Origin of the sequence: Bacillus sp. cl95 (assembly GCF_900115925.1) — a bacterium.
Lineage (GTDB): Bacteria > Bacillota > Bacilli > Bacillales > Cytobacillaceae > Neobacillus_A.
In genome coordinates this window covers 344779-364796 of sequence record NZ_FOYF01000001.1, presented here as the reverse complement: position 1 = coordinate 364796, position 20018 = coordinate 344779, and the positions used below count along the sequence as shown (strand labels likewise).

Genomic DNA, 20018 nt, shown 5'->3' with positions numbered 1-20018 from the left:
CTATTATGAAGAGTGCTGTGTGGGTCTATGTTTCTAGCGTAAGAAAATATGAAATTTCAACTTAGATAGAGGGCGCTTGCGCTTTTCTACTTGAAGAAAGATTCTGAATCCTGGTAACAATACATAATGTTATTATTAGAGATATATGTTTTTGTTTTTGGTATGATAGATGCATGTAAACCTTTGATGCCATTTTACTTCGGTATGAAGGTTTTGCCTATGATGTCACATCCTGAAATATAAATGTCCATTGATGGAAGTTTCACTTAATTTGGGGGAGCAAAATTTATGTTAAATAAGATTAAGTTATGGAAGAAACAAGAGCATACTTCCAGTCTTCAAGACAGAATAAACCAAGCAACAAAATTGCAGGTTCCTTCTCATATTGCCATCATTATGGACGGAAATGGGAGATGGGCCAAAAAAAGGGCATTGCCTCGCATAGCAGGTCATCATGAGGGGATGAAGGTCGTTCGCAAGACTACCAAGCTTGCAAATTTACTTGGAGTAAAGGCGCTTACTTTGTATGCTTTTTCAACGGAGAATTGGAAACGACCAAAAACTGAAGTGGATTATTTGATGAAGCTGCCAGAAGAATTTCTTGGGTCTTTTCTGCCTGAGCTGGTTGCTGAGAATGTACAGGTACGAATGATGGGTGATAAAGATATGTTGCCCGTACATACTTTAAGAGCCATTGAAAAAGCGATGGATGACACAAAACATAATGATGGGCTTGTATTAAACTTCGCTCTTAATTATGGAAGCAGGGCAGAAATCATGGATGCAGTGAAGCGCGTCTTAAATGATTGCAAAAGTGGTATAATGAATGAAAATGACCTCAACGAAGATACTTTTTCTTCTTATTTAATGACATCGGAACTAGAAGATCCGGATTTATTAATTAGGACGAGCGGTGAAATCAGACTAAGCAACTTTATGCTTTGGCAGCTTGCTTATACAGAATTTTGGTTCACTGATGTACTTTGGCCCGATTTTGGTGAGGAGCATTTACTCGAAGCGATCGAAGCGTTTCAAAATCGACAACGTCGTTTCGGAGGAGTATAGAGAAGGTGTTGAAGCTTAGATGAAGCAAAGAATCATAACTGGAGTAGTTGCAGGAGCCATATTTTTATCAATCATCGTCTTGGGAGGCTTCCCTGTTGTTTTGCTGGCGTATTTGCTAGCATCAGTAGGATTGTACGAGCTTCTAAAAATGAGGAAAATCAGCTTGACCTCTTTTCCAGGGATAGCTGCGATGTTGTTTTTATGGGTGATGATGTTACCCGAACAATACGACAACTTGTTCAATGTAATCAACTATTCAAAGGCAGAAATAGCATTTATCGGAATTCTATTATTCTTGACCTATACAGTAGCGACCAAAAATCGCTTTACATTTGATGATGCGGGATTTGTATTTCTTGCAGCTGTATATGTAGGGACTGGATTTTTCTTCTTAATTCAAACGCGTGACGCAGGATTAATTTATGTGTTTTATTCGCTGTTCATCATTTGGGCTACGGATTCAGGAGCTTATTTTATCGGTAAAGCGATGGGGAAACGCAAGTTATGGCCAGAAATAAGTCCGAACAAAACAGTAGAAGGATTCCTTGGTGGAATCTTCTGCGCAGTGGTTGTTGCAGTTTTGTTCATTCTTTTTGCTGATATGGATGTATCCGCTATAAAACTCATTGTAATAACGATCATACTTTCCGTTTCAGGACAAATTGGAGATTTGGCACAGTCTGCTTATAAGAGACACTATGGTGTAAAGGATTCTGGTAACTTATTACCAGGACATGGCGGAATACTTGACCGTTTTGACAGCTTATTGTTTGTTTGGCCATTAATCCACTTTTTACATTTGTTTCAATAGTAATTGCTTTAGGACATAGGAGTTGAACAACTGGTGAAATACATTAGTTTATTGGGTGCCACTGGTTCAATTGGAACCCAAACATTGGATATCATTAGAGAAAACCCAACATCATTTAAGTTAGTTGCCATGTCTGTAGGCAAGAACATCGAACTTGCGAGAAAAATGATTGTTGAATTTTCTCCTGAACTCGTTTCAGTTCAGGAGAAAAGCAGTTATGACATATTGAAAAATGACTTTCCGCATACAAAATTTACATATGGTGCTGAAGGGTTAGTAGAAGCAGCTGTATATCACAAAGCACAAATTCTTGTGAATGCTGTTATCGGAAGTGTGGGGCTAGATCCTACGCTGCAAGCAATCGAAGCGGGCAAGACGATTGCAATTGCCAATAAAGAGACACTAGTGACGGCAGGTCATCTTGTCATGCAAGCCGCGAAACGTAAAGGGGTCGATTTACTCCCTGTTGATAGTGAACATTCAGCTATTTTCCAATCGCTTCAAGGCGAAAAGATGAAAAATATTGCACGCTTGATTTTAACAGCGTCTGGCGGTAGTTTCCGAGACCGTACAAGGGAAGAGCTGTCAGGGGTAACAGTGGAGCAAGCTCTGAATCATCCTAACTGGTCAATGGGAGCGAAAATTACGATTGATTCCGCGACCATGATGAATAAAGGGCTTGAAGTAATTGAAGCGCATTGGCTTTTCGATATGCCATACGAAAAAATTGATGTGCTCCTTCATAAGGAAAGTATCATTCATTCTATGGTCGAATTTCACGACAGCAGCATAATCGCACAACTAGGAACGCCGGATATGAGGGTACCGATCCAATATGCGCTCACTTTTCCAGACCGATTGCCATTTCCTAGTTCGAAACGTTTGAATTTAGCTGAAATTGGGATGCTCCATTTTAGAGAGATGGACTTTCAAAGATTTCGTTGCCTGAAGTATGCCTATGAAGCAGGTAAAATCGGTGGAACAATGCCGACTGTTCTGAATGCGGCTAACGAAGCTGCTGTAGCATCCTTTTTAGAAGGAAAAATCAATTTCCTTCAAATTGAGGATTTGATAGAAAGAGCACTAGCCAAACATGACTGTAAAGTAAACCCTAGTCTTGAAGAAATTCAAGAAGTTGACAAGGAAACAAGAAAGTTTGTGAACTCCATTAGTTGAGAAATTGACACAATGAAAAGCGAAGTGCCTTTGGCAAGGTAAGCGAGCTGAACACGGCCACTAATCGTAAAGTGCAATTGAAAGATTCATTGTTAATTATCTTTAAAGAAAAGGTGGTTGTTTTATTGAGTACTGTTATTGCCTTTATCGTCATATTTGGGGCTCTTGTCTTTTTTCATGAATTAGGACATTTAATTTTTGCAAAGAGGGCAGGTATTCTCTGCCGTGAATTCGCGATTGGATTCGGTCCAAAAGTGTTCTCTCACAAAAAAGGGGAAACTACTTATACAATTCGTTTGCTCCCGATTGGCGGATTTGTTCGCATGGCTGGAGAAGACCCGGAAATGATTGAAATCAAACCGGGATTCAGAATCGGTTTGTTGTTTGATCAACAACAAAAGGTTAGTAAGATCATTTTAAATAACAAAGAAAAATATGCAGATGCTCGCATTGTTGAAGTTGAGCATGCTGATATTGAACGTGAATTAATTATTAAAGGTTATCCAGAAGACGATAATGAAAAAATGGCATTATTTCAAGTTAGTCCAAATGCTACAATTGTTGAAGATGGGGTAGAGTCACAAATTGCCCCTTATGACAGACAATTTGGATCCAAAACGCTTTGGCAAAGAACGCTTGCGATTTTTGCAGGACCAATGATGAACTTTGTTCTCGCATTCTTTATCTTCATTTTCATTGCCCTCTTCCAAGGAGTAGCTGTCAACGAGCCTAAACTTGGTGAACTGACAAATGATGGGGCAGCGATTGAAGCAGGCTTTAAAGAAGGCGATATTGTGCAAAGTATCAATGGAGCAGAAATCTCTAGCTGGGCTGATATTGTTGAAATCATTCAGAAGAATCCTGAAAAAGAACTTTTGTTTTCGATTAGCCGTGGTGGAGAAGATTTAGAAATTCCGGTGACACCAAAACAAAAAGAGGTTGAAGGACAGAAAATTGGTATCATTGGAGCATATAGTCCTGTTGAAAAGTCACCACTAAAAGCATTAACGTCAGGTTTTGAACAGACATATTTCTGGACGAAGGAAATTTTTGTGATGCTTGGCAAACTTGTTACGGGTCAATTCGATATCAATATGCTTTCAGGTCCAGTAGGTATTTATGTATCAACTGACACTGTTGCAAAATCAGGTATTTTTTACTTGATGAAATGGGCAGCGATTTTAAGTATCAATCTTGGAATCATGAATTTGCTTCCAATTCCGGCACTTGACGGAGGAAGATTGATGTTTTTCGCAGTAGAAGCATTGCGTGGCAAACCGATCGATCGTCACAAAGAAGGGATGGTCCACTTTATCGGATTTGCTTTATTAATGCTACTCATGCTCGTTGTCACCTGGAATGATATACAAAGATTTTTCTTATAAGATAATGAGGTGCTATTAGATGAAACAAAGTATGACGCTTATTCCTACATTGAGAGAAATACCTGCTGATGCTGAAGTGAAAAGCCATCAGTTATTGCTAAAAGCAGGATACATTCGACAGAATGCAAGTGGAGTTTATAGTTTCCTTCCACTAGGTAAAAAGGTGCTTCAGAAGATTGAAGCGATCGTTCGTGAAGAAATGGACGGGGCCGGAGCAGTTGAGTTGCTTATGCCCGCGTTACAACAGGCTGAACTATGGCAAGAATCAGGTAGATGGTATTCTTACGGTTCGGAACTGATGCGTTTAAAGGATCGTCATGACCGTGAATTTGCTTTAGGTGCGACTCATGAAGAGGTCATTACAAGTCTTGTTCGTGATGAAGTGAAATCATATAAGCGTTTACCGTTAACGCTATATCAAATTCAAACAAAATTCCGTGATGAAAAACGTCCACGCTTTGGACTACTTCGTGGTCGTGAATTTGTCATGAAGGATGCGTATTCATTCCATTCCTCACATGATAGCCTTGATAAGGTATACGAACAACTCTTCACTGCCTATTCGAATGTTTTCAGCCGTTGCGGATTGAATTTCCGTGCTGTAATTGCAGATTCAGGTGCCATGGGTGGTAAGGATACGCACGAATTTATGGTGCTTTCAGAGATTGGTGAAGACACGATTGCTTATTCTGATACGTCGACATACGCTGCAAATATTGAAATGGCTCCAGTGGTCATGACATATGAAAAGAAAGATGCACCGTTAAAAGACATGGAAAAAGTATTAACAGAAAACCAAAAATCCATTGAAGAAGTTTCTAGCTTCTTGAACGTATCAGCAGAAGACTGCATAAAGTCGTTGCTTTTCAAAGTGGATGAAAAGTATGTACTCGTCCTTGTACGTGGTGACCATGAAGTTAATGATATTAAACTCAAGAACTTGTTTGAAGCAGGTGTTATTGAGCTTGCATCACATGAGGAAACAAAAGAAGTTCTAGGTTGTGCGGTTGGTTCAGTGGGACCTATCGGTGTCAAAAACGTTGAAGTGGTTGCTGACCATGCTGTTCAAGCGGTTATAAATGGTGTATGTGGCGCAAATGAAGAGAATTATCACTTTGTAAACGTAAATGTAGAGCGAGATTTTGAAGTAAATCAATACGCTGACCTTCGTTTCATCAAAGAGGGTGATTTATCTCCTGATGGTCAAGGTAAAATTCTTTTTGCAAAAGGAATAGAAGTTGGACATGTGTTCAAGCTTGGAACAAGATATAGTGAAGCGATGAATGCTACATATCTTGATGAAAATGGTAGAACACAACCGATGATTATGGGATGCTATGGTATCGGTGTTTCTCGTACATTGGCTGCTGTAGCTGAACAGTTTAATGACGAGAGTGGGCTTGTATGGCCTGCTGATATCGCTCCATTCCAAGTTCATCTAATCGCAATTAACATGAAGGATGAAGCGCAAGCGACACTTTCTGAAGAATTATACGCACAATTGAAAAAGAATCGTTACGATGTTCTTTTCGATGATCGCCAAGAAAGACCAGGCGTGAAATTCGCTGATTCTGATTTAATTGGTATGCCTATCCGTGTAACAGTTGGAAAGAAAGCGGCTGAAGGCATCGTTGAGTTGAAGGTTCGTAAGACAGGTGAAATGATTGAAGTTCATCGTGATGAACTAGCAACTAAGATTCAAGACATCCTTGAAACTTTATAAGATAAGTAAAGAGCACTGCGGCCGCCGCAGTGCTCTTTTTGATTATGAATTTAGTCAATTATTTCTCCATATCCAATACGATTCGACCGTTGATTTCGCCTTTTTCAAGTTTTTCAAATATATCGTTGATTTCGTCCAATTGAGCTGTTTCTACAATCGTGCGAACTTTTCCGTCAGCAGCAAATTGTAATGCTTCTTGTAAGTCTTTACGTGTACCAACGATAGATCCAACAACGCTTACTGCATTTAATACAGTATCGAAAATAGGAATTTCCATCGTTTCTGGTGGAAGACCTACTGCAACACATTTACCACCGCGTTTAACTGAACGATACGCTTGGTCAAATGCATGCTTTGATACTGCTGTGCAAATACTTGCTTGAACTCCTCCAACTTCTCGCTTGATATATTCTGCCGCATCTTCCTTTAATGGATTAATTGTCAAATCTGCTCCTAGTTCTTTTGCCAATTCTAGCTTTTCATTAAATGTGTCAACCGCAACTACTTTGTAGCCCATTGCTTTTGCATATTGAACAGCTACGTGTCCTAGTCCGCCGATACCAAATACTGCAACCCAGTCACCAGGCTTTGCTTCACCGACCTTTAGAGCTTTATATGTTGTTACACCTGCACAGAAGATTGGTGCTGCTTCTACATAATTCAAGTTATCTGGAACTTTAACAACGTATCTGCCGTCTGCTAAGCAGTATTCTGCATATCCACCATTGATAGAATATCCAGCGTTTTGCTGATCAAGGCAAAGCGTTTCTCTTCCGCTTAAGCAATATTCACATTGTCCGCAAGCTGAATATAACCAAGGAATTCCTACACGGTCACCAACTTTTAAATGGGTAATATCTTCGCCAACCTTAACAATTTCTCCTACTCCTTCATGACCTGGAATCAATGGAAGAGAAGGTTTAACTGGCCAGTCACCATGGGCTGCATGCAAATCTGTATGACAAACTCCACAAGCCTTAATATGGACAAGTACGTCGTGCTTTCCTACTTCTGGTACTGGAACATTTTCAACGACTAATTCCTTTTTGAATTCATGTACGACTGCGGCTTTCATTTCGTGTTGTTGACACATTTGAATGACCTCCTAAGATTGAGTGACTAAGTAAGTATTTCTTACACCTTCACTATAGTCAGTAACGAATAATCCGACAATATCCAAAGGGGCATTTCAACGCACCTGTCAGAAATCCGACAAATTTCGTATACAGATTAGACACAATTGAATGAATAATATTTTGTAAATGAGTTAGAGAAAAAAACGGTATACTTAATATGGATATATGAAGTTGCAGGTTGTCTGTGTGTGATATAATAACTTTTTTAACAACATTCATTTTGATGAAAGAATATAGAAATAGATAAATGGGGGAGATTCGATGAGCGATCATGCAATCGGCAAAATCGAGCGTTTTCAACACTTGCTATCTCAACTGCAACTCACTGAAGATGCAATCGTCGTGCATTTTCATCATGCCCAGATCGAAAAGGTTCAGGTTGAGAAAAAAGCCCGTAAATGGCATTTTAGTTTTTTATTAGAAAAGATAATTCCTTTTAACGTATACAATCGTTTTACAACCCAATTGCAAAGGACATTTGCTGAAATAGCATCCGTTTCGTTTACAATTAGTGTAAAAGACCAACAATTTACAGAGGAACTGTTAGTTGGTTATTGGAAAAGTTGTTTGCAAGAAATAGATGGAATAGCTCCACCACTATTAAAGTTATTAAATGAACAGACTCCGAAAGTACAAGGACATAAATTACTAATCAGTGCCCGAAATGAAATGGAAGGCCTAGCAATCAAGCGGAAATATGAATCTACGATAGCAAACATTTTTCAGTCGTACGGATTTCCTTTATTGTCCCTTGATGTAGATGTTCAGGTACAAACATCCAATGAAGAGTACGAGCAATTCCTTGAGGCAAAACAAAAAGAAGATCAAGAGCGTGCTCTGCTTGCTATGGTCGAAATGCAGAAGGCTGAAAGTGAAAAGGATGCAGGAGGAAATGCAGAGCTTGATGGTCCACTTACAATTGGTTTGACCATTAAGGATGATGCAGATTTCAGAAGTTTGATCGATATCATCGACGAAGAACGCCGCATTGCGGTTGAAGGATTTATTTTTGATGCTGAAACAAAGGAACTCCGAAGCGGCAGAACATTGTTAACCTTTAAAATTACCGACTACACTAGTTCAATAATGGTAAAAATGTTTTCTCGTGATAAAGAGGATGCCGCGCTCTATCAACATGTTAAGAAGGGTATGTGGGTAAAAGTTCGTGGTAGCATCCAAAATGATACTTTTGTTCGCGACCTTGTTATGATCGGAAATGATATAAACGAAATCAAGCCGAAGCAACGCATGGACACTGCTCCAGCAGATGAAAAACGTGTTGAGCTTCACCTTCATTCCCCGATGAGCCAAATGGATGCTGTTACATCGGTAAGTGCTTTGGTCGCTCAAGCGAAAAAATGGGGTCATAAAGCGATTGCGATTACTGATCATGCGGTTGCTCAATCATTCCCGGAAGCATTTGGGGCAGGAAAGAAGAACGATATCAAGATTTTATATGGTGTCGAAGCAAATCTAGTTAACGATGGTGTACCAATCGCATACAATTCAGCACATCGCAAGCTTGCTGAAGATACTTATGTCGTGTTTGACGTTGAAACGACGGGACTTTCTGCCGTATATGACACAATCATCGAACTTGCTGCTGTCAAAATTAAAGAGGGGGAAATCATTGACCGTTTTGAGTCATTTGCCAACCCTCATCATCGCTTATCTGCAACGACAATCAACCTAACCGGTATTACGGATGATATGGTTCGAAATGCTCCGGAAGTGGAAGAAGTATTAAAGAGATTCCAGGAGTGGACAGGTGAGTGTACACTAGTTGCTCATAATGCATCATTTGATATGGGCTTCTTAAACGTTGGATATAAAAAGTACGGACTTGGTGAAGCCGAAAATCCAGTTATAGATACACTTGAACTCGGACGCTTCCTTTATCCAGAAATGAAGAACCATCGTCTTAATACACTAGCCAAGAAATTTGACATTGAACTTACACAACATCATCGAGCCATTTACGATGCAGAGGCAACCGGTTATTTATTGATGAAGATGCTAAAGGACGCAATGGAAAAAGAAATAGAGTTCCACGATCAATTAAATGACAATATGGGACAAGGAAATGCATATCAACGTGCGCGTCCATACCATTGCACATTACTTGCTCAAAATGAAGTTGGTTTGAAAAACCTTTTTAAACTAATATCGATTTCACATATGAATTATTTCTATCGTGTCCCACGTATTCCGCGTTCTCAACTTGAAAAGCATCGCGAAGGCATTTTAATAGGGTCAGGCTGTGATAAAGGCGAGGTCTTTGAGAGCATGATGCAAAAAGGACCTGAAGAAGCCTTTGCTAAGGCAAAATTCTATGACTATCTCGAAGTGCATCCAAAGGCGGTTTACGCCCCATTGCTTGAGATGGAATTAGTCAGGGATCAAAAGGCACTTGAAGAAATCATCAGTAATATTGTGAAACTAGGCGAAGAGCTGGATAAACCGGTTGTCGCAACAGGTAATGTACATTACTTGAATGAGAATGATAAAATCTATCGTAAAATCTTGATAAACTCACAAGGTGGAGCGAATCCACTAAATCGTCACCAACTTCCAGATGTACATTTCCGCACCACAAATGAAATGCTTGATGCATTTTCTTTTCTCGGAGCAGAAAAAGCAAAGGAAATCGTCGTGACAAATACAAATAAGGTTGCCGACATGATCGAGAACATTAAGCCGATCAAAGACGACCTTTACACGCCTAAAATTGAAGGCGCAGATGTTGAAATGCGCGAAATGAGTTATGCAATGGCGCACAGCATCTATGGTGAAGTTCTTCCAGAAATAGTCGAAGCACGACTTGAAAAAGAATTGAAGAGTATCATTGGACACGGATTTGCCGTTATCTATCTGATTTCTCATAAACTCGTAAAAAAATCATTGAATGATGGCTACCTTGTAGGTTCACGTGGATCCGTCGGTTCGTCTCTAGTAGCGACGATGACGGAAATAACTGAAGTAAATCCGTTGCCTCCACATTATGTTTGCCCATCCTGTAAGCATTCTGAGTTTTTTAACGACGGTTCTGTAGGATCGGGATTCGACTTACCTGACAAGGATTGTTCTCAATGTGGCGCGGCCTATAAGAAAGACGGACATGATATTCCGTTTGAAACTTTCCTAGGGTTTAAAGGGGACAAAGTTCCCGATATCGACTTGAACTTCTCTGGAGAATATCAGCCGCGCGCCCACAACTATACAAAAGTGCTTTTCGGTGAGGACTATGTTTACCGTGCAGGTACGATCGGTACTGTAGCCGATAAAACAGCTTATGGATATGTAAAAGGCTATCAACAGGAAAATAATCTTCATTTGCGCGGAGCAGAGATCGATAGGCTTGCTTCTGGATGTACAGGTGTTAAAAGAACGACTGGTCAGCATCCGGGCGGTATCATCGTAGTGCCTGATTATATGGATATTTATGATTTTACACCAATACAGTTCCCTGCAGATTCTGCTACATCTGAATGGAAAACGACTCACTTTGATTTCCACTCTATACATGACAATCTATTGAAGCTTGATATACTCGGACACGACGACCCAACTGTCATTCGTATGCTTCAAGATTTAAGTGGAATGGATCCTAAAACGATTCCAACCGATGATCCAAAAGTAATGAAGATTTTCAGCGGGACAGAATCACTAGGCGTGACCGAAGAACAAATCATGTGTAAAACTGGTACGCTCGGTATTCCTGAATTCGGAACGCGATTCGTACGTCAGATGCTTGAAGATACGAAACCATCGACTTTCTCGGAGCTTGTACAGATTTCAGGACTTTCACACGGTACCGATGTATGGCTCGGAAACGCCCAAGAACTTATCCATAATAAGACCTGTACTCTAAGTGAAGTAATCGGATGTCGTGATGACATTATGGTTTATTTAATCTATCAGGGACTTGAACCATCTTTCGCTTTTAAAATTATGGAATCCGTACGTAAAGGGAAAGGTTTATCTGAGGATATGGAAGAAGAAATGCGCAAGAATTCAGTGCCAGAATGGTATATTGATTCTTGTAAAAAAATCAAATACATGTTCCCGAAAGCCCATGCCGCTGCATATGTATTAATGGCTGTAAGGATCGCTTATTTTAAAGTACACCATCCATTGTTCTATTACGCAGCATACTTTACGGTTCGTGCAGACGATTTCGATGTTGAAGCAATGGTACGCGGATCGGAAGCGTTAAGAGCTAAGATTGAAGAAATCAACGCAAAAGGGCTTGAAGCATCAACAAAAGAGAAGAACTTGTTGACGGTGATGGAGTTGTCTCTTGAAATGTGCGAGCGCGGTTTTTCTTTTCAAAAAGTGGACTTGTACCGTTCAAGTGCAACAGATTTCATTATTGATGGAGACACACTCATTCCGCCTTTCAATGCAATTCCTGGTCTCGGTACAAATGCGGCTATTAACATTGTTAAAGCAAGAGAAGAAGGCGAGTTCCTTTCAAAAGAGGACTTACAACAAAGAGGTAAAGTTTCCAAGACGATCATCGAGTTCCTCGACAAGCAAGGCTGCCTAGAGTCACTGCCAGATCAAAATCAGCTATCGTTGTTTTAATTTAGTTATCAAATTCAAAGCGGAGAGCGGCCCAACACCCGCTCTCCGCTTTTACGTGTCTAGCTCCAGCGCTTTAGCCCCTCAAGGTTGTTTCCTAAAGCCGAAACAACCTCGGTCATAAGCCAATCACTTCTGAAGGCAAAGGACGCCTTCTGCCAGTGCTTGTCTTATGCTGGTCGGGACTAAGCAAGGCGCTTACGCTTTTCTTGTTTGCATATAAATTTTGGATATGGTATAGTTTTATTGGAAATACTAAGATAAACTCTCGTGGACAAGAGTGGGGAAACCCGCTCTTTCGTTGTTGTTAGGACCTTTTTTATTATTAAATTAGGATGAAAATTTCCATTTAAAACGGTTATATTAGCGGAAAAGGAGGGTTAGCATGAGCAAGGTAACGGAAGTGGTGGAGGAAATCATTTCACCGATTTTAGACCAAATTAATTTCGAACTAGTTGATATTGAATATGTAAAAGAAGGTAAGGAATGGTTCCTTCGTTTATATATTGATAAAGACGGCGGTGTGGATATCGAGGATTGTGGTCTGGCTAGTGAAAAGGTTAGTGAAAAACTTGATGAGATTGATCCAATTCCCCATAACTACTTTTTAGAGGTTTCTTCTCCCGGTGCTGAACGCCCTTTGAAAAAAGAAAAAGATTTTTTAAGATCAATTGGAAAACGTGTTTATGTTAAAACATATGAACCAATTGATGGTGAAAAAACGTTTGAAGGTAAGTTGGCGGAGTATGATGGAAAATCTGTCAAAGTCGAAATTATGATTAAGACTCGCAAAAAGGTCGTTGAGATTCCTTTCGAAAAAATAGCGAATGCTCGTTTAGCTGTTTCTTTTTCTTAGGATATGTTAATGGGCATTGTTGATTGGCAGCGTAATGACGCACAGCCTGCCTAGCAGGATTAATTTTGTATGAGTGATTTGAAGGGGGATAAAGTCTCATGAGCAGTGAATTATTGGATGCTCTTACATTGCTGGAGAGAGAAAAAGGAATTTCCAGAGACGTAATAATAGAAGCGATTGAAGCAGCACTGATTTCTGCATATCGTCGCAATTTTAACCAAGCGCAAAATGTTCGAATCGACTTGAATTTACAATCTGGTTCAATGAGAGTGTTTGCACGTAAAGAAGTTGTTGATCAAGTTTTTGATCCACGTCTTGAAATTTCTGAAGAAGATGCACAACGAATCAATCCAAACTACACCGTTGAAGATGTAGTTGAAATGGAAGTTACTCCTAAAGACTTTGGCCGTATCGCTGCTCAAACTGCTAAACAAGTAGTGACACAACGCGTACGTGAAGCTGAAAGAGGAATTATCTATTCAGAGTTTATCGATCGTGAAGAAGACATTATGACAGGAATCGTACAGCGTCTTGATTCTAAATTCATTTATGTCAGCCTTGGTAAAATCGAAGCATTGTTGCCGATTAATGAGCAAATGCCAAATGAACGTTATAAGCCACATGACAGAATCAAAGTTTTTATCACGAAAGTGGAGAAAACGACAAAAGGGCCACAAATCTTTGTTTCCCGTACTCATCCTGGTTTATTAAAGCGTTTATTTGAAATCGAAGTTCCTGAAATTTACGATGGAACAGTTGAAATTAAGTCTGTTGCCCGTGAAGCTGGTGACCGTTCGAAGATTTCTGTTCATTCCGAAAACCCTGAAGTAGATCCTGTAGGTTCTTGTGTAGGGCCAAAAGGAACTCGCGTACAAGCGATTGTCAACGAGTTAAAAGGTGAAAAAATCGATATCGTTAAATGGTCTGAAGATCCTGTTGTTTTCGTTGCGAATTCACTCAGCCCATCGAAAGTTGTAGATGTAGCTGTAAATGAAAGTGAAAAAGCTACAACTGTTGTTGTACCTGACTATCAACTTTCATTGGCTATTGGTAAGAGAGGGCAGAATGCTCGCTTAGCAGCTAAATTGACTGGCTGGAAAATTGATATCAAATCAGAATCAGAAGCGCGTGAACTGGGTATCTATCCACGTGAGGATGCTATCAAGCTTTTAGATGACAATCTAGAAGACGACTTCGATTATGAAGATGACATGGAATAAAAAGTGAGGTGAATGGTTGTGAACAATCGAAAGAAAGTTCCAATGCGAAAATGTGTTGCTACCGGTGAAATGAGACCGAAAAAAGAACTCGTTCGCATCGTTCGCTCAAAAGAAGGAGAAGTATCCATCGATCTTACGGGCAAAAAGTCCGGTCGTGGTGCCTATCTTTCATTAGATAAAGAAGCTATCCTTTTAGCCAAGAAAAAGAATTCCTTATCTAACCATTTAGAAACGAAGATAGATGAATCAATATATGAAGAACTTCTTGAGTTCGTTGAGAAGGAGAAACGACAATCCTGATGAAATCAAATCAATGGATGTCATTGCTTGGCTTAGCAAATCGAGCGCGAAAAATCATTTCGGGGGAAGAGCTCTCAATCAAGGAAGTTAGAGCAGGAAGAGCAAAACTCGTTTTGTTATCGGCAGATGCGTCTGCAAACACAATGAAAAAAATAACAGATAAGTGCAAGTCCTATGAGGTTCCAGTGAAAATTGTGGAAGATCGCCATATTCTTGGTCAAGCGATTGGCAAGGAAGCCCGCGTGGTTGTTGCTGTAATGGATGATGGATTTGCCAAAAAGCTGGTTTCGTTGCTCGATTAATTCTAGCGGGGGTGAAAGAATGAGTAAAACGCGTGTTTATGAATATGCGAAAAAACATAATATTTCCAGTAAGGATGTAATCGGTAAATTGAAAGATATGAATATAGAAGTTTCCAATCACATGGCAACAATCGAAGATGATGCACTTGCAAAGCTTGATGCTTTGTACGTGAAAAAAGAAGAAAAGAAGGAACAAGCTTCTCAGTCTTCTTCAAAGCCTCAACCAAGAGCAGTTGCTCAAGTTGTTTCTAAAGCAACTCCACAGGCATTCGACAATCTTGATGACAAAAACCCAACACCAACAAAGGTGAAGGTAAATCCTAACCCGGTGAAGAAAAATGATCAATCTTCTAAGCCAAATGGAAACAAGCCTTTTAACAAAGGTAAGGGTAAAAATAATCAGCAACAAAGAAACAATAACAATAAGAGACCTCAACAATCTCAACCACAGCAACCAAAGAAGGAAAAAGAACTTCCAGCTAAAATCACTTTTAGTGAATCTTTAACTGTTGCTGAACTGGCTAAGAAGCTTCACCGCGAGCCATCTGAAATCATTAAGAAATTATTCCTTCTTGGCGTTATGGCAACAATCAACCAAGAGTTGGATAAAGATGCTATTGAATTGATCGCGAGCGAATATGGCGTTGAAGTGGAAGAAGAAATCAAAATCGATACAACTGATTTAGAAGTTTATTTCACTGATGATGCAACAGAAGATCAAGTTGAAAGACCATCTGTTGTTACGATCATGGGACACGTTGACCATGGTAAAACTACATTGCTTGACTCAATCCGTAACACGAAAGTGACGGAAGGAGAAGCAGGTGGAATCACACAGCATATTGGTGCATACCAAGTTGTTGAAAATGGTAAAAAGATTACTTTCCTTGATACACCAGGACATGCTGCTTTCACAACGATGCGTGCACGTGGAGCTAAAATTACGGATATTACAATCCTAGTTGTAGCTGCGGACGATGGCGTTAAGCCTCAAACAGTAGAAGCGATCAACCATGCTAAAGCGGCAGAAGTTCCAATTATTGTTGCTGTTAACAAAATGGATAAGCCGACTGCCAATCCTGAAAAGGTTATGCAGGAATTAACTGAGCACGGTTTGGTATCTGAAGCTTGGGGTGGAGACACAATCTTTGTTCCGCTTTCTGCTAAGACAGGCGAAGGAATCGAACAACTTCTTGAAATGATTCTTCTAGTTGGAGAAGTTGAAGAATACAAAGCTAATCCAAAACGCAGTGCTGTTGGTACTGTTATTGAAGCTCAATTGGATAAAGGCCGTGGAGCTGTTGCGACATTACTAGTCCAAAACGGAACACTTCGTGTAGGTGATCCTATCGTAGTTGGAAGTACTTTCGGACGTGTTCGTGCGATGGTTAATGATATTGGCCGCCGCGTTAAAGAAGCGGGTCCATCAACTCCGGTTGAAGTAACAGGTTTGAGCGATGTTCCACAAGCTGGTGACCGTTTTGTTGTCTTCAAAGATGAGAAAACAGCTCGTCAAGTTGGGGAAGCTCGTGCCCAGCAAGTTCTTGCTGCTTCACGTGGTGAAAGTTCACGTGTGAGTCTTGAAACTTTATTTGAGCAAATGAAACAAGGTGAAATGAAAGACTTGAACGTAATCGTGAAAGCTGACGTTCAAGGTTCTGCAGAGGCGTTAGCTGCATCACTTCGTAAAATTGATGTGCAAGGTGTTAATATTAAGATTATTCACACTGCAGTTGGTGCGATCAACGAATCTGATATCACGCTAGCGGCTGCATCCAATGCAATTGTAATTGGATTTAACGTTCGCCCAGATGTAAATGCAAAGCGCGCAGCTGATGCTGAAAAAGTTGACGTTCGTCTTCATAGAATTATTTACAAAGTAATTGAAGAGATTGAATTTGCAATGCAAGGTCTACTCGATCCTGAATTTGAAGAGAAAATCATCGGTCAGGCTGAAGTACGACAAACATTCAAAGTCTCTAAAATTGGTACAATTGCTGGTTCTTTCGTTACGGAAGGGAAAATTACTCGTGACAGCGGTATCCGCTTAATCCGTGATGGAGTTGTAGTCTTCGAAGGCACAATTGACGCCCTTAAGCGTTTCAAAGATGACGCTAAAGAAGTTGCAAGAGGATATGAGTGTGGAGTTACCATTAAAAACTTTAACGATGTTAAAGAAGGCGACATTATTGAAGCATATGTAATGGAAGAAGTGGAACGTTAATGATTGTAGGGGTAGCCGAATGTGAGTGCATCATTTATGATGCACACTCCCTAAAGGAAAAACGAGCTGTTTTACAGCGGATCTTATCCCGCTTAAAACAAAAGTTTAATGTATCCGTTTCGGAAGTAGGCTATCAGGATGTATGGCAGCGATCCATGATTGCGATCGTTGCTGTATCATCTACAAAAATGACCACTGAAAGAGAATTGCAAAATGCGTTAAAAATGATCGATTCGTTCCCAGAGATTGAACGGACGATTACAGAAATTGATTGGCTTTAATGAGGTGAATGAATATGAGCCATAGAGCAACCCGCGTTGGTGAGCAAATGAAGAAAGAACTTGGTGACATCATCGGTCGTAAAATCAAGGATCCAAGAATTGGTTTTGTAACTGTCACTGATGTTCAAGTTACGGGTGATTTGCAACAAGCCACTGTTTATATTTCTGTTTTAGGCGGGGAAGAGCAAAGAGAGAATACGTTAAAGGGCCTTGCGAAAGCAAAGGGATTCATCCGATCCGAAATTGGACAACGCATTCGTTTGCGAAAGACGCCTGAAATTATTTTTGAATTCGATGAGTCATTTGAATACGGCAATCGAATTAATAATCTTCTTCATCAATTGCAAAAAGAAGAACAACCCATGGATCAGTCTAAAGATGAAGAGTAATGGATAGACAACTTGTCTATCCATTTTTTTCGGCTAGAGGGGGAATAATAGATAAATATCTGTTTCAAGCGTGAACCCGCTCTTTCTCTTAAATTCAAGATAAAGGTGATGAAAAGTATGGAAGGGATTTTGCCCCTCTTTAAACCAGCAGGCATGACTTCGCATGATTGTGTATTTAAGCTAAGAAAAATATTGAGGACAAAAAAAGTGGGTCATACAGGAACTCTAGACCCTGATGTTACTGGTGTCTTACCCATTTGTATTGGTAGGACAACAAAGGTGGCTGAATACATAACGGATGCAGGAAAAGCTTACGATGGGGAGGTCACAATTGGATTCTCCACAACGACAGAAGATGCATCAGGTGAGGTAGTTGAATCTAAGGTTTTGGATCGAATCATCAAGAGAGAAGAAATATTGAAAGTCTTGGAATCCTTGACAGGGGAAATTGTCCAGACTCCGCCGATGTATTCTGCTGTAAAAGTAAATGGAAAACGATTATATGAGTATGCGCGTCAAGGAATAGAGGTGGAGCGACCATCACGGAAGGTAAATATCTATTCAATAGAGCTTCTCGATCATCGTGATGAGTTTGCAGGTGAAACCATTTCTTTCAAGTTTAGGGTGGATTGTGGCAAAGGTACTTATATCAGAACACTTGCTGTCATGATTGGAGAGAAATTGGGATACCCAGCCCATATGTCGTGGCTCCAGAGAATCAAATCTGCTTCGTATACTTTAGAAGATTGTCTCACGCTTGAACAGGTAGAGGTATTAATGAATGACGGCGAGATAAATGAAGTTTTGAGACCTCTTGAAAGCGCAGTTTCTCATTTGCCGAAATATGTGTTAAGTGATAAAGTAGCAGAGAAAGTGAAAAACGGTGCGCTTCTACCTGTACCGGATTTCTTGCAAAATATCAACGGACCTATTATTGCTGAAACAGAACAAGGAATGGCACTTGCAATCTATGCTGCACATCCTGAAAAAGCTAACGTTTTGAAACCTGTTAAAGTACTGAGGAATGATCAGATATAATAGAGGTACGGATAAGAAAAAGGTGAATACCATCGTGAAACTGATTAATCTTGGATATCCTAATACATTAAAAAGTATCGAATTGCCAGAACTATCAATCGCTCTCGGGTATTTTGATGGTGTGCATCGAGGCCATCAAAAGGTTATAGACGAGGCAGTAAAGAGGGCAAAAGAGGACGGGCTAAAAAGTGCAGTGATGACATTTGATCCCCATCCGTCAGTTGTCCTTGGGAAAAGCGAGAAACATACACAATATATTACACCACTAGAAGATAAGATTAGAATAATGAATCAATTAGGGGTGGATTACCTATTTGTCGTCGAATTCACCTCCGAATTTGCTAATCTTCTTCCCCAAGAATTTATTGATGAATATATCATTAGTCTAAATGCGAAACATGTGATAGCTGGATTTGACTATAGTTACGGAAGAATGGGAAAGGGAACGATGGAGACATTGCCTTTCCATTCCCGTAACAAGTTCACGTTCTCAGTAGTCCCTAAACTTGAGAATGACGGAGTGAAAGTAAGCTCGACGGCCATTCGCCTCCTATTGAAAGAAGGGAGAATGACAGAGTTGCCGCAATTTCTAGGTCGTTATTATTCTACTACCGGGACGGTCATCCATGGAGACAAACGTGGAAGAACAATCGGGTTCCCTACTGCCAATATCGATTTAGCGGAGGATTATATTATTCCTCCAGTTGGTGTGTACGCTGTGAAAGTTGTCATAGATGGTGATTCACATTTTGGCGTTTGTAATATTGGCTTTAAACCTACCTTTCATAAAGAAGCTGCACCAAGACCGTCAGTTGAGGTTCATATTTTTGATTTCGATAGGGACATTTACGGTCAAACATTGACGATAGAATGGCACAAGTATATTAGAGGCGAACAGAAATTTTCTGGTATTGAAGAACTGGTGGCACAAATCGAGCGAGATAAACAAAGCTCTATCAGTTACTTTGAAAAAAAGAATGGTTAGACTTGCTTTTTGTCATAAAAAGATATAAGATAATAAAGGTGTTAAAACACTAGAACCTTTGCTTGGCAAGTCGAGTCACCGACGCTTGCTCAGTAACAGGGGATATATTATTAGGAGGTGAAACAGTATGGCAATCACTCAAGAACGTAAGAACGAACTTATCAATGAGTTTAAAACTCATGAAAGCGATACTGGATCAGCTGAAGTTCAAATCGCTGTCCTTACTGAATCAATCAACAACTTGAACGACCACTTACGTACTCACAAGAAGGACCACCACTCACGTCGCGGTCTTTTGAAGATGGTAGGTAAACGTCGTAACCTTTTAACTTACCTACGTAACAAAGATGTAGCACGTTACCGTGAGTTAATCAATAAGCTTGGCTTACGTCGATAGTCTACAGAAGCGGGAATTTTCCCGCTTTTTTATTATCCTAGAAAAGTTTTGGAAATGCATGTGTGAAACATAAAACAACTATTTTTTATACATATTTTAAAAACAGTTAAAACTGGACATAATAAATATTAATTTGTAAAGGCAAT

17 protein-coding genes are annotated in these 20018 nt (G+C 39.9%); 16 read left to right on the top strand and 1 reads right to left on the bottom strand.

Features of this window, described 5'->3' with window-relative positions; translation table 11 throughout:
* Positions 1 to 288: 288 nt before the first annotated feature.
* The 5 genes from BMZ31_RS01810 to BMZ31_RS01790 all read left to right on the top strand — a co-directional run bounded on the left by BMZ31_RS01810 (position 289) and on the right by BMZ31_RS01790 (position 6160).
* On the top strand, positions 289 to 1065 hold the full coding sequence (locus BMZ31_RS01810; RefSeq protein ID WP_090830014.1) for an isoprenyl transferase: 777 nt from the start codon (positions 289 to 291) through the stop codon (positions 1063 to 1065).
* A 19-nt stretch (positions 1066 to 1084) separates the two neighbouring features.
* Complete coding sequence (locus BMZ31_RS01805; RefSeq protein WP_090830013.1) at positions 1085 to 1876, top strand: phosphatidate cytidylyltransferase; 792 nt, start codon at positions 1085 to 1087, stop codon at positions 1874 to 1876.
* A 33-nt stretch (positions 1877 to 1909) separates the two neighbouring features.
* Positions 1910 to 3052: a 1-deoxy-D-xylulose-5-phosphate reductoisomerase gene (gene dxr, locus BMZ31_RS01800; RefSeq protein ID WP_090830012.1), complete on the top strand. Its 1143-nt coding sequence runs from the start codon at positions 1910 to 1912 to the stop codon at positions 3050 to 3052.
* A gap of 125 nt (positions 3053 to 3177) precedes the next feature.
* Positions 3178 to 4437, top strand: a complete 1260-nt coding sequence (gene rseP / locus BMZ31_RS01795; protein ID WP_090830011.1) for an RIP metalloprotease RseP — start codon at positions 3178 to 3180, stop codon at positions 4435 to 4437.
* Between the two features lie 19 nt (positions 4438 to 4456).
* Positions 4457 to 6160 (top strand): proline--tRNA ligase, encoded by a 1704-nt coding sequence (locus tag BMZ31_RS01790; RefSeq protein ID WP_090830010.1) that lies wholly within the window; start codon positions 4457 to 4459, stop codon positions 6158 to 6160.
* Between the two features lie 58 nt (positions 6161 to 6218).
* Here BMZ31_RS01790 and adhP read toward each other — a convergent pair whose 3' ends face one another.
* Positions 6219 to 7235: an alcohol dehydrogenase AdhP gene (gene adhP / locus BMZ31_RS01785; protein ID WP_090830659.1), complete on the bottom strand. Its 1017-nt coding sequence runs from the start codon at positions 7233 to 7235 to the stop codon at positions 6219 to 6221.
* Positions 7236 to 7557: 322 nt separating this feature from the next.
* Here adhP and BMZ31_RS01780 point away from each other — a divergent pair, with 322 nt between their 5' ends.
* From BMZ31_RS01780 to rpsO, 11 genes are all read left to right on the top strand, one after another.
* Complete coding sequence (locus BMZ31_RS01780) at positions 7558 to 11883, top strand: PolC-type DNA polymerase III (protein WP_090830009.1); 4326 nt, start codon at positions 7558 to 7560, stop codon at positions 11881 to 11883.
* A gap of 382 nt (positions 11884 to 12265) precedes the next feature.
* Positions 12266 to 12736, top strand: a complete 471-nt coding sequence (gene rimP, locus BMZ31_RS01775) for a ribosome maturation factor RimP (protein WP_090830008.1) — start codon at positions 12266 to 12268, stop codon at positions 12734 to 12736.
* A 98-nt stretch (positions 12737 to 12834) separates the two neighbouring features.
* Entirely contained in the window at positions 12835 to 13956 is a 1122-nt protein-coding gene (gene nusA / locus BMZ31_RS01770) for a transcription termination factor NusA (protein WP_090830007.1), read from the top strand.
* 18 nt (positions 13957 to 13974) lie between these two features.
* Positions 13975 to 14256, top strand: a complete 282-nt coding sequence (locus BMZ31_RS01765; protein WP_090830006.1) for an RNase P modulator RnpM — start codon at positions 13975 to 13977, stop codon at positions 14254 to 14256.
* Complete coding sequence (locus BMZ31_RS01760) at positions 14256 to 14558, top strand: YlxQ family RNA-binding protein (RefSeq protein ID WP_090830005.1); 303 nt, start codon at positions 14256 to 14258, stop codon at positions 14556 to 14558. Before BMZ31_RS01765 ends, BMZ31_RS01760 begins: the two co-directional genes overlap by 1 nt.
* A gap of 19 nt (positions 14559 to 14577) precedes the next feature.
* Positions 14578 to 16782 (top strand): translation initiation factor IF-2, encoded by a 2205-nt coding sequence (gene infB, locus BMZ31_RS01755; protein WP_090830004.1) that lies wholly within the window; start codon positions 14578 to 14580, stop codon positions 16780 to 16782.
* Entirely contained in the window at positions 16782 to 17063 is a 282-nt protein-coding gene (locus BMZ31_RS01750; protein ID WP_090830003.1) for a DUF503 domain-containing protein, read from the top strand. Before infB ends, BMZ31_RS01750 begins: the two co-directional genes overlap by 1 nt.
* Before the next feature lie 14 nt (positions 17064 to 17077).
* Positions 17078 to 17452: a 30S ribosome-binding factor RbfA gene (gene rbfA, locus BMZ31_RS01745; RefSeq protein ID WP_090830002.1), complete on the top strand. Its 375-nt coding sequence runs from the start codon at positions 17078 to 17080 to the stop codon at positions 17450 to 17452.
* A 117-nt stretch (positions 17453 to 17569) separates the two neighbouring features.
* Entirely contained in the window at positions 17570 to 18490 is a 921-nt protein-coding gene (truB, locus tag BMZ31_RS01740; RefSeq protein WP_090830001.1) for a tRNA pseudouridine(55) synthase TruB, read from the top strand.
* A 34-nt stretch (positions 18491 to 18524) separates the two neighbouring features.
* The gene (gene ribF, locus BMZ31_RS01735) at positions 18525 to 19475 is read left to right on the top strand and encodes a bifunctional riboflavin kinase/FAD synthetase (protein WP_090830658.1); all 951 of its coding nucleotides are present in this window, start codon (positions 18525 to 18527) and stop codon (positions 19473 to 19475) included.
* Positions 19476 to 19602: 127 nt separating this feature from the next.
* Positions 19603 to 19872 (top strand): 30S ribosomal protein S15, encoded by a 270-nt coding sequence (rpsO, locus tag BMZ31_RS01730; RefSeq protein ID WP_090830000.1) that lies wholly within the window; start codon positions 19603 to 19605, stop codon positions 19870 to 19872.
* Positions 19873 to 20018: the final 146 nt, after the last annotated feature.

What these genes read in the sequence shown, in the direction of transcription:
- BMZ31_RS01760 (WP_090830005.1), top strand. Translation starts at nt 14,256, where the DNA reads ATGAAATCAAATCAATGGATGTCATTGCTTGGCTTAGCAAATCGAGCG.
- rimP (WP_090830008.1), top strand. Translation starts at nt 12,266, where the DNA reads ATGAGCAAGGTAACGGAAGTGGTGGAGGAAATCATTTCACCGATTTTA.
- adhP (WP_090830659.1), bottom strand. Translation starts at nt 7,235, where the DNA reads ATGAAAGCCGCAGTCGTACATGAATTCAAAAAGGAATTAGTCGTTGAA.
- BMZ31_RS01805 (WP_090830013.1), top strand. Translation starts at nt 1,085, where the DNA reads ATGAAGCAAAGAATCATAACTGGAGTAGTTGCAGGAGCCATATTTTTA.
- truB (WP_090830001.1), top strand. Translation starts at nt 17,570, where the DNA reads ATGGAAGGGATTTTGCCCCTCTTTAAACCAGCAGGCATGACTTCGCAT.
- BMZ31_RS01790 (WP_090830010.1), top strand. Translation starts at nt 4,457, where the DNA reads ATGAAACAAAGTATGACGCTTATTCCTACATTGAGAGAAATACCTGCT.
- nusA (WP_090830007.1), top strand. Translation starts at nt 12,835, where the DNA reads ATGAGCAGTGAATTATTGGATGCTCTTACATTGCTGGAGAGAGAAAAA.
- BMZ31_RS01750 (WP_090830003.1), top strand. Translation starts at nt 16,782, where the DNA reads ATGATTGTAGGGGTAGCCGAATGTGAGTGCATCATTTATGATGCACAC.
- infB (WP_090830004.1), top strand. Translation starts at nt 14,578, where the DNA reads ATGAGTAAAACGCGTGTTTATGAATATGCGAAAAAACATAATATTTCC.
- BMZ31_RS01780 (WP_090830009.1), top strand. Translation starts at nt 7,558, where the DNA reads ATGAGCGATCATGCAATCGGCAAAATCGAGCGTTTTCAACACTTGCTA.
- BMZ31_RS01810 (WP_090830014.1), top strand. Translation starts at nt 289, where the DNA reads ATGTTAAATAAGATTAAGTTATGGAAGAAACAAGAGCATACTTCCAGT.
- rpsO (WP_090830000.1), top strand. Translation starts at nt 19,603, where the DNA reads ATGGCAATCACTCAAGAACGTAAGAACGAACTTATCAATGAGTTTAAA.
- rbfA (WP_090830002.1), top strand. Translation starts at nt 17,078, where the DNA reads ATGAGCCATAGAGCAACCCGCGTTGGTGAGCAAATGAAGAAAGAACTT.